Origin of the sequence: Catenibacterium sp. co_0103 (assembly GCF_004168205.1) — a bacterium.
Classification (GTDB): domain Bacteria; phylum Bacillota_I; class Bacilli_A; order Erysipelotrichales; family Coprobacillaceae; genus Catenibacterium; species Catenibacterium mitsuoka_A.
In genome coordinates this window covers 1-10,992 of sequence record NZ_RCYB01000069.1, presented here as the reverse complement: position 1 = coordinate 10,992, position 10,992 = coordinate 1, and the positions used below count along the sequence as shown (strand labels likewise).

Here is a 10,992-nt window from a genome sequence, read left to right as displayed (position 1 = left end):
TATTGTTGGAATATTTCTGAGTGAACTGATAAAGAGAAGCTTTCTTAGGCTTTAATACTTTGTTTGACATATGATTATACCTCCATCTAATTTCTAATCTAATTATAGAACAGATGGGAAATTCATGTGTCCGGTTCAGCTTCATGAACGCCGTTTAATCGGTGCTTATGAAATTTAATTTTCACTAACCTGTGGTTTGTGGGTATTCAAAACTTATGATATTAATAAGAATACTTGTATACAATCTATGGATAATGTGATAGAATAGATTCAACCTTCAAAAAGGAGTTGATGATATGGATCAGAATATAAAGGATTGTTTTAAGAAATCATTGGATGAAACAGCTATTCCTGGTGAACTTTATAAGAAGTATTCTGTAAAGAAAGGCTTACGTAATGAAGATGGTACTGGTGTATTAGTTGGTTTGACAAATATATCAGATGTAGTGGGGTACAAGAAGGTTGATGGTGAAAAAGTTGATGACTATGGTACATTGTATTATCGTGGTATCAATGTAAAAGACATTGTGGAAAATGGAAAAGGACGCCGTTTCCTCTATGAAGAAGTATGCTTCTTGATTCTATTTGGCTATTTGCCAAATAGAGAGGAACTGGAACACTTTAAGAAGACGATTAGCGATCATTACAGCTTGCCTGAAAGATACCTAGAATTAAATATTTTGGGCTATCCAGAGAAGAATCTCATGAACAAGCTACAAAGAGAAGTATTGATGCTTTATAGCTATGATGATGATCCAGATAATGTAGGTGTATTAGAAACATTAGATAAGGGAATTGATTTGATTGCGAAGATTCCTGTTATTGTCAGCTATACATATCAATCAAAGGTACATCATTTTGATAAGGGATCTATGATTATTCATCATCAGAATTATGATTATTCTATTGCTGAACAGATTTTATATTTATTAAGAAGAGATGGTACTTTCTCTAATAAGGAAGCAGAAGTACTTAATACTGCACTTATTCTACATGCAGATCATGGTGGAGGTAACAACTCTACATTCACAAATGTTGTTATATCTTCTACTGGTACAGATATTTATTCAGCCATTTCAGGGGCTATTGGTTCATTAAAGGGTCCAAAGCATGGTGGTGCCAACTTAGCGGTTAAGAAGCAGATGGAACTTGTTATTAATGAAATTGGTATACATGCATCAGAACTTCGTATTAGACAAATTGTCCAGGATATCTTAGATGGGGACTTTAATGACCATACAGGACTTATTTATGGTATTGGACATGCCGTTTATACACTAAGTGATCCACGTAGTGAAATCTTAGCTAAACAATGTGAAGAATTATCATATGAAAAATTCAGACATGATGAATATGAATTCTATAGAAAATTCTCAGCTATTGCGATTGAGGAAATCTATAAAAGAAAAGGAATTCATGTTTGTACAAATGTCGATTTCTATAGTGGTTTAGTATATGATATGCTTGGTATTCCTGAAGATCTCTATACATTACTCTTTGTAATTGGAAGAACAGTAGGATGGGTCGCTCATAATATTGAATCTAAGCTTTATAGTGGACGAATTGTTAGACCTGCCACTAAATTTGTGGGAGAACTTAAAGAATATAAAAATATCGAAGATAGATAGGGAAAGTGCGACTAAAATCGCATTTTTTCTTTTGTTTTCAATAAAAACACTACACTTTTGAACCAATAAATGTTACTATCTTTATAAGGATGTTGCCCTCTTAAGGAGAAATATATGGTTGTTTCCTATTTATTGACAATATGTGGTTCTTTAATCATAATTATTGGAGCTGCTGTATTTATTATTGGAAAACACAGCAAATAAACCACTCCGGCTTAATTTTAAAATTAAGTCGGAGTTTTTAGTTTCTTAGTATTTAAGTTTTCACCTAATGCGAGTTGATCCTTATTCTTATTGCGTGTCTACTTCGCCTCTGTCGTATAGGATACTTGCATCCACAACCACTTACATCTGCATTTAGTACATTCTCATCAGCTGTTCTATACTGTCCATGATGTATTCTCTTTCCATTGAAATGGTCTTATCCCATAAGCAAGCTTATGAGGTGTACGATTCTTCCTGCATTACAAGTATGATGCCATTTGATTTACAGAGATATTCAAGCTTATCTTGAAGTATCTCATTGTTACTTTTATCTATATTGGAATCCTTCTGAAATGTTTCGTTATAGCCCACAATAAGTATTCCTATATCATTATCAAGACAGTAATTAATCACAATGCGTGCTGTAGTCTTTGATTCTATTGTTGCGCTTACGCACTATTTTTTTTGATCATCTTATTGCCATAGTTCTGTTTATCCTTGATGGACTATAATCGTGCATTCTACTGTCAATTTTATATATTTTATACTCTCTTTCATTTTGGATTACTCAATTATAAGCACTAAAAAAAGCGCCGAAGCGCTTTTTAATTATTTTACTTTATGAATCCAGTTGAACTTATCTGGAAGTTTACCCCATTGGATACCTGTTAAAGTATCATATAATTTCTGAGTTAATTCACCAGTCTTGAAGTCATTGATAAGAACTTCTTCACCCTTATAACATAATTCACCAACTGGAGAAATAACTGCTGCAGTACCTGTACCCCAAGCTTCTTTTAATGCACCAGTACGTCCTGCTTCCATTAATTCATCAACACTTAGATGACGTTCTTCTACTTTATAGCCCCAGTCACGAAGAATTGTTAACATTGAATCTCTTGTAACACCTGGAAGTACTGAACCTTCAAGAGGTGCAGTCACTACTGTATCGTTGATTAAGAACATGATGTTCATAGAACCAACTTCTTCAACATACTTTCTTTCCTGACCATCTAGCCATAATACCTGAGTATAGCCATGTTCTTCTGCTTTAACCTGAGCAGCAAGTGAACCAGCATAGTTACCACCACATTTAGTGAAACCAGTACCACCCTTAACAGCTCTTACAAATTCATCTTCGATCCAGATCTTAACTGGTGCAACACCTTCAGGATAATAGTTTCCAACTGGTGTTAAGATAATAACGAATTTATATTTATTTGCTGGATGAACACCAACACCTGGTTCAGTTGCAAACATGAATGGACGAATATATAGAGAAGTTTCAGGTGCAGTAGGAATCCAATCCTGTTCATACTTAACAAGAGTTTCTACAGCTTCTACGAATTCTTCTTCTGGTAATTCAGCCATACATAAACGTTTATTTGAGTTTCTCATGCGTTTTGCATTCATTTCTGGACGGAATAACTGAACATTTCCTTCAGGATCACGATAAGCCTTTAAGCCTTCAAAAGTTTCCTGTGCATAGTGAAGGACCATTGTAGCTGGATCCATCTGAATTGGTGCATATGGTACAATACGTGCATCATGCCATCCTTTTTCAGAATCCCAATCATATACAAACATATGATCTGTAAAATATTTACCGAAGCCAAGATTTGACTGATCTGGCTTTTCTTTAAGAGTCTTTGCTCTTTCTACTTTGATTTCCATTATTAAAATCCCCCTTTAGAATTGTTCTCATTATAGTACTATCATTTGCTAGATGCAATACAAAATGAGGAAATAATACAAAACAATTTATATAATTTATGGAAAACAGAAAAATAACACTAAATCACTTTAACCTGCAAACTCTTTTCTAATACTGTAAGAGCGGCTTTTTCTAGGTTTTCATCAAAAGATGCACATCCTTTTGTATCTACTTCAATAACTGCATCAGGAAGCGCACTCTTAATCATAATACAATTAGAAATAACACAAATATCAGTCACTACTCCTACTACTCTTACTTCTTCATAAGCTGTATCCTTTAATAAGTTCGCAAGCATTAAAGATGGGAAAGTATTTTTTTCAATCACTGTATGATTTCTACTTAAAGACTGCAATTCTCCATAAAGTTCATGTCCTTTTGTCTGTGAGATACAGTGAGGAACAGGTAAATTCTTGCCTTCCTGTGTTTCTAGATAGTTATTAAAGTGTGTATCTTTAGTAAACCAGACATCTTCACCTTCTTCTTCATATTTCTTTACTAATGAAATGATATAAGGGGCAATCTTGGTTGCTTTTTCAAATCCAAGTGCACCATCCACAAAATCATTCTGATAATCTACAACAACTAGTAGTTTCTTACTCATAATGAAACCTCCTTTTTTATTTATTATAAACCACTTTCATATGTTATAATAGGGGACAGAGAGGTGTTTTTTTATGGATAAGAATTTATTGGGTATGTATGATTTGAAAATTGAGAGATTAAAGAAAGCATTAGAAAGAAATAACATGACTTGTGAAGTGTTTAATACTGAAGAAGAGCTTCATGATTATTTTAAGACAATTTTCAAGGACCAAAAGGTAGTAGCAGTAGGTGGTTCTATGTCACTAGATGAAATGCATGTATTAGATTTAGTGCGTGCAAGTGATGTGAAGTTCCTTGATCGTTATGCTAAAGGATTAACTAAAGAAAAAATCAATGCGATTCATCATGAAGCATTTAATGCGGATATTTATTTAACGAGTACCAATGCAATGACAACAGATGGCTGTTTATATAATATTGATGGCAATGGTAATAGAGTGGCTGCAATGATCTATGGGCCTAAGGATGTTTATGTAGTTGTTGGTGTCAATAAGATTTTTGAATCAGAAGAAGAAGCCATTGATCATATTAAAAACGTGTCAGCACCGGCAAATGCGATTAGATTACACCGTCAAACAGGATGTGCTGTTGCTGGTAAGTGTGTCAATTGCATGTCAGATCAAAGAATCTGTGCATCTTATGTCAAACTTGCACGTCAGGGAAACAAGGATAGAATTCATGTAATTATTATGAGACAGGAGTTAGGTTATTAATATGAAAGCAGGAATACTATGTCCTATCTCTGCACTACCATCATCTTATGGTGTAGGAGATTTTGGAAAGAACGCATATACATTTGTAGATCAGCTAAAAAAATCAGATGTAAAGATCTGGCAGATTTTACCACTTAATCCTTTAGCATATGGGAATTCACCTTATCAGCCATATTCATCTTATGCGGGTGATGAACTTTATATTGATTTAGAAGATCTAGTTAAAGATGGATTACTTGAAAAAGGTGAATTAAAAACATTTAATAAACAGGCTGAAACAGTGGAATATGAAGCTGTACGTGCACATAAAGAAGACTTATTAAGACTCGCTTATAAAAGATTTGAATTTAATGATGATTTTAAACAGTTTGTAGAAAACAATAAATGGGTTGAGGGTTATGCCTTATTCCGCACTTTTAAATTAACAAATGAGGGAAAGCCATGGACAGAGTGGCATGAGGAATATAAGGAGTTCCCTAAACATCAATCTTTTGAACTGTTACCTTTTGAGAAAGAAATCAATTATCAGGAATTCTTACAGTATTATTTCTTCAAACAATGGTATGCATTAAAAAAATATGCGAATGATCAGGGGATTATGATTATAGGGGATATGCCTATCTATGTAGGATTAGATAGTGCTGATTGCTGGTTAGATCAGGAAGACTTCTTATTAGACGAAGATGGCACACCTTCATTTGTAGCAGGTGTACCACCTGATTATTTTAGTGAATTTGGACAAAGATGGGGTAACCCAATCTATGACTGGGATCATCTAGAAAAGACAAATTTCAAGTTCTGGATTGATAGAATTCATAGTGCGAATAAGCTTTATGATGAAGTACGTATTGATCATTTCCGTGGATTTGATACTTATTGGAAGATTCCAGCATCAGAACCTACTGCAGTAGTAGGGGAATGGGTAGAAGCACCAGGGTATGCACTATTTGACAAATTATTTGAAGAATATCCAGATACACATATTCTTGCAGAAGATCTAGGATTATTAAGAGATGAAGTGTATGAATTAAGAGATCATTATAATTTCAAGGGTATGTATATTTTCCAGTTCCATTACAAGGATGAATTTGATTTTGATAAGGTTGTTGTATATAGCGGTACACATGATAATGATACATTAATGGGATGGTATGATAATCTTGATAAAGATAGCTTAAAGGATATAGAACTCTTATTAGATGGTTATAGGGAACGTAAATTACATCGTCAGATGATTCATTATTGTATGGATTTACCTGCTGAATCTGTCATTATTCCAGTATGGGATCTTTTAGGAGAACCAGAAACATCACGCTTTAATACTCCAGGTACTATTGGATCTCCTAACTGGGAATGGAAGATGTCACGTTTTACAGAATTCAACAAAGAAATGAAATTCATGAAGAAAATCATTCATGATACGAATCGAGATGAAACTCTATGAAAAGAGCTATTGTATTAAGTGGTGGAGGATCTAAAGGAGCCTATGAAGCAGGTTTCTTACTTGCTGCAAAAGAATTAAACCAACATTTTGATATTGTAACAGGAACTTCTATTGGTGCGCTCAATGGGGCATTAGTCGCTATGGGAGACTATGAAGGATTAGAGTATACATGGAATATATTAGATATGGATCATGTCTTTAATAATGCACCTGATTTGACTGATTTAAAAGATGACTTTATGACAACTTCTTTATTTAATAAGGAAGAGGGAAGTAACTTGTCTGAACTTAAAGAATCCATTGCCCAGCAGACATCTCTTGCACAATCTTTTTTGAAACACTATTTCAAAAACAAAGGGGCTGATAATACACCTTTTGTAGAACACTGCCGTGGACTGATGGATGAAGAACGTTTATTGTCTTCACCTATTGATTTTGGTATATGTACAGTGCAGTTTCCAAGTATGAAAGCATGTTATAAGACTAAATCAGAAATGGAAAGAGGTCATATGCTTGACTATTTACTTGCAAGTAGTGCCTGTTTTCCTGTCTTTCCAATGACAGAAATAAATGGTTATAAATATATTGATGGGGGATTTAGTGATAATCTTCCTATTGATCTTGCTTTAGATATGGGAGCTGATGAAATAGTCGTAGTGGATATGCATCTTATTCCGGTTCATCCACAATATATCAATCGTCCTTCTATTCTTTATTCATGTCCACCAGTTGATTTAGGTGGTTTTATGGACTTTAATAAGGATGCGCTAGAAAGAAATAGGCGTTTGGGCTACTTAATGGCTTATAAGTTATTTGGAAATTATGAAGGTAATCAGTATACTTTTCTTCCTTCAAATCAGACAGTATTTCATGATTACTATAAACAATTATTGATGATGGAAAAAGAAATGAGAGGATTCTTTAATAGTAATTCTTCAGAACTGACATCTTTATTATTAGAAGCCAATCATCAAATAATCTTAAATCTCAAAGATTATACATATATTACTTTAGATTTTATTGGAGAATTAATGGGCTTTGATGATTTAAAGGTTTATGCATTTGAAGAATACAAAAATATGATTCTTAATGCATTTGAGAAATATATGGAAAAGGATTATTTCCCTCAGGAATTAAGTCTGACAAAGGTGAATCTATCTTTCTTACAAAATCATCTCAACAGAGAATCAATTGTGGGATTCTTTCTACATCAAATGAAATACAAGGAAGCAATGGATATGAAGTCGTATTATACGTTCTGTAAAAAGGAACTAATGATGGCTTCACTCATTTATTTATTAATAGGAGGTGGATCAAATGAACATCATTAAAAGGAAATGCCAGAAAGTAGATATAAAAGAAGTTGTTTCTCTTTTTAATGAAGTGATTGAAACAGAACTTTATCTTGAAGAAGACACACCTGTTCTTGATGATTTTATTGAATCAGCATCATATTGTGGTGTAATGCTTGATGATCATCTATTAGTAGGTGCTTATTTGATTAGACCTTTAGGAACCGGACATTGCAAGCATATTGCAACTTGTTCTTATGCAATTAAAGCTGACTATAAGAAAGAACTAGATAGTCTGATTAAGGACTCTTTAGAACAGGCATTTAAAGCTGGATATGCAATTATGCAATTAAATACAGTCACTAAAACATTAAAGATAGTTTTAGATACAGTAGGCTTTAAGAGTTTAGGAATGATTCGTGATGGCTTTAAAACGTCTAAAGGTGATTATGAGAACACTTATGTTTTATATCGTACTCTAGATGAATCTATTTTAGAATGTAAGGAAAAACAGGATCCTATGTCTATCGAAATCAGTCATATCTCAAAGAAGATTCAAAATAGAGGAATTTACTGGATTGTATCAGAAGTCAAACATTATCGTATACAAACAAAAAGAGAATACTCTACCTTCGATTATCGTGATCTTCATTATCAATCAGAAGAAGATATTAAAAAATTTGTAGAAAATATTTTCCATAAGTATCATATTGAAAATGAAAAAAATCATGATACTGTGCATGTTTTATCTGTTCATACATCTAAAGATGATGCAGTAGCTGAATGGGTCAAGAGAGATGATCTAGAATTACAGAAGCAGATGACAAGCATGCATAGTTTTTCAAAGACAGTTAAATAATGAAGGAACTGAATTATAAAAGAATTTGAATTTATCTTCTAGGATTATTGATTTTAGGCTGTGGTATTGATCTCAATACAAAGACACAATTAGGTGTGTCACCCATCATCTCTGTAGCCTATAATATCGCCTATCTCACTCATATTCCTATTGGTGTAATGACTTTTATCTATTATGTTTTACTTGTCATTATTCAATGGATTTTATTAGGTAAGAAGTTTGATTATTTTCAATTCTTACAGATTCATGCTAGTTTAGTAACAAGCTTTTTTATTCAGGTTTTTGATGGAGTTATTCCTGTCGCTTCTAGTTATTCAGCACGTTTAATGATGCTTATTCTTGCGATTGTAATTACGGGCATTGGGGCATCACTCACTGTAGGTATGAAAATAGTACCTAATCCTGCAGATGGCTTAGCAAGTGTTATTGGAGAAAAGTGTCATAAAGGTTTTGGTTTTGGTAAGAATCTCTTTGATGGTATTTCCATTGTAATATCTCTTATTATTGGCTTTGTCTTTACAGGTGGTATATTGGGTATTGGGCTAGGAACAGTGATTTCTATGATCTTTACAGGCCGTATGATTGCCTTGCTTGAAACAAGTATTTCTAGGCTTTATTTTTCTGTCACAGAAATAGAGTTTGCTAAATAAAGAAGATTAAAAAGGCAAATATGCTCATCTATGCATATCTGCCTTTTTTTGTGCTGAGCATGGCACTAATTCAGTCAGAGATAGTCCGACCACAGGTAATTACCGCCAAGTGTGGTGAACTACAAGCCGATACTATAAAGGTTGAAGTGAAGGAAATACGTATCATACCTTAGGCAGATGTAAAGGGTGCATTAAATATCATGCGTAAAAGTAGCGTTGTGGATGTAAACATCCTATACAGTAGAGGCGAAGTGGACACGCAATAAGAATAAGGATTGCCTAACAATAGGTGGAGACTTAAATATCAATCTTCTTAAACGGATGCGTAAGCATCCTAGAAGTCTTGACTTCTAATACGGAGTATTAAGTCGAGGTAGTTCACTATTAATCCTAAAATTTGATTAAAAGAATAGGGGATAGACCTGGCTTGGTCAATCCCCTTAATTATTATCAAAGTGAGTTTGAAATTATCATGTAAATGTAGCGCCGTATACGAGACTTGTTACATACGGTGCAATGGGAGACGCAGTAATATTGATTAATCTTAGAATTGATACTATTTCTCGTCTACCCAATTATGATTAATTATCTAAGTCTTCACCGTTAGTTGCAATGACTTTTTTATACCAATCAAATGATTTTTTCTTTATGCGTTTAAAAGTACCGTGGCCATCATTATCTCTATCAACATAAATGAAGCCATATCTCTTTTCCATTTCACCCGTTCCATTAGAAATAAGATCTATACATCCCCAAGTTGTATATCCCATTAAATCAACACCATCTTCATCCACTGCATCTTTCATTGCTTGAATATGTTTCTTTAAGTATTCAATACGATAGTCATCTTGAATAGAACCATCTTCTTCAATCTTGTCTTTGGCCCCTAAACCATTTTCAACAATAAACAATGGCTTTTGATAACGATCATAAATTTCGTTCATAGTAATTCTTAATCCTAAGGGATCAATTTGCCATCCCCAATCACTTGTATCTAAATATGGATTAACAACTGAAGCAAAAATATTGCTTTCTGTTTGTTTTCCCTTGTCAGGATTAGCACTAGAAACACGAGATGAGTAATATGAGAAGCTAATAAAATCTACTGTATTTTCTTTTAAGATATTTACATCATTCTTTGCAAATGGTATTTCTGCATTTCTTTTTTCAATCCATTTTAAGGCATAGTTTGGGTAATAGCCTCGTGATTGCACATCAATAAACATATAACTTTCTCTATCATCACAAATTGATTTCCAATAATCTTCAGGATTACATGTTTCAGGATAATAAGAACCCGCAGCAAGCATACAACCTACCATATTTTCAGGATTTATCTCATGAGCTAATTTTGTAACTAGAGCACTTGCAACCAATTCATGATGTGCGCAGGTAATCATAGCTTGGGTTTTATTTTCACCTTCTTTAAATCTTAATCCTGCTGCTACAAATGGAAAATGAAGAATCATATTGATTTCATTAAAAGTGAGCCAGTATTTAACTAAACCATTATATCTTTCAAATAATACTTTAGCTAATTTAACAAAACAATCAATCATTTCTCTATTACGCCAGCCACCAAATTTATGAATTAAATGCATTGGGCAATCAAAATGATTAATTGTGACTAATGGTTCAATCCCATATTTTTTACATTCTTTAAAAATGTTTTTTGAATACCCACAAACCACAGGTCAGTGAAAATTAAATTTCATAAACACCGATTAAACGGCGTTCATGAAGCTGAACCAGACACATGAATTTCCCATCTGTTCTATAATTAGATTAGAAATTAGATGGAGGTATAATCATATGTCAAACAAAGTATTAAAGCCTAAGAAAGCTTCTCTTTATCAGTTCACTCAGAAATATTCCAACAATA

At 33.4% G+C, this 10,992-nt stretch carries 8 protein-coding genes and 1 pseudogene; 6 read left to right on the top strand and 3 right to left on the bottom strand.

Annotation, left to right across the window (positions count from 1 at the left end; genetic code table 11):
• Positions 1 to 296 precede the first annotated feature (296 nt).
• On the top strand, positions 297 to 1,628 hold the full coding sequence (locus tag EAI80_RS09930) for a citrate synthase (RefSeq protein WP_129981893.1): 1,332 nt from the start codon (positions 297 to 299) through the stop codon (positions 1,626 to 1,628).
• An 813-nt stretch (positions 1,629 to 2,441) separates the two neighbouring features.
• Here the strand turns inward: EAI80_RS09930 and EAI80_RS09920 are convergent.
• Complete coding sequence (locus EAI80_RS09920) at positions 2,442 to 3,506, bottom strand: branched-chain amino acid aminotransferase (protein ID WP_129981892.1); 1,065 nt, start codon at positions 3,504 to 3,506, stop codon at positions 2,442 to 2,444.
• 119 nt (positions 3,507 to 3,625) lie between these two features.
• Positions 3,626 to 4,150: an isochorismatase family cysteine hydrolase gene (locus EAI80_RS09915; protein ID WP_129981891.1), complete on the bottom strand. Its 525-nt coding sequence runs from the start codon at positions 4,148 to 4,150 to the stop codon at positions 3,626 to 3,628.
• 73 nt (positions 4,151 to 4,223) lie between these two features.
• Here EAI80_RS09915 and EAI80_RS09910 point away from each other — a divergent pair, with 73 nt between their 5' ends.
• The 5 genes from EAI80_RS09910 to EAI80_RS09890 are packed head-to-tail and all read left to right on the top strand — an operon-like array spanning position 4,224 to position 9,110.
• Positions 4,224 to 4,865 carry a lactate utilization protein gene (locus EAI80_RS09910; RefSeq protein ID WP_129981890.1) on the top strand — a complete coding sequence of 214 codons (642 nt, stop codon included), beginning with the start codon at positions 4,224 to 4,226 and terminating at the stop codon, positions 4,863 to 4,865.
• Between the two features lies 1 nt (position 4,866).
• Positions 4,867 to 6,309: a 4-alpha-glucanotransferase gene (malQ, locus tag EAI80_RS09905; RefSeq protein WP_129981889.1), complete on the top strand. Its 1,443-nt coding sequence runs from the start codon at positions 4,867 to 4,869 to the stop codon at positions 6,307 to 6,309.
• Positions 6,306 to 7,640 carry a patatin-like phospholipase family protein gene (locus tag EAI80_RS09900; RefSeq protein ID WP_129981888.1) on the top strand — a complete coding sequence of 445 codons (1,335 nt, stop codon included), beginning with the start codon at positions 6,306 to 6,308 and terminating at the stop codon, positions 7,638 to 7,640. The genes malQ and EAI80_RS09900 overlap by 4 nt, the downstream gene beginning before the upstream one ends.
• Positions 7,627 to 8,460 carry a hypothetical protein gene (locus EAI80_RS09895; RefSeq protein WP_129981887.1) on the top strand — a complete coding sequence of 278 codons (834 nt, stop codon included), beginning with the start codon at positions 7,627 to 7,629 and terminating at the stop codon, positions 8,458 to 8,460. Before EAI80_RS09900 ends, EAI80_RS09895 begins: the two co-directional genes overlap by 14 nt.
• 47 nt (positions 8,461 to 8,507) lie before the next feature.
• Positions 8,508 to 9,110 carry a DUF6198 family protein gene (locus EAI80_RS09890; RefSeq protein ID WP_161220328.1) on the top strand — a complete coding sequence of 201 codons (603 nt, stop codon included), beginning with the start codon at positions 8,508 to 8,510 and terminating at the stop codon, positions 9,108 to 9,110.
• Positions 9,111 to 9,691: 581 nt separating this feature from the next.
• Here the strand turns inward: EAI80_RS09890 and EAI80_RS09880 are convergent.
• A pseudogene (locus tag EAI80_RS09880) lies at positions 9,692 to 10,780 on the bottom strand (6-phospho-beta-glucosidase); the annotation flags it as partial.
• Between the last annotated feature and the right edge of the window lie 212 nt (positions 10,781 to 10,992).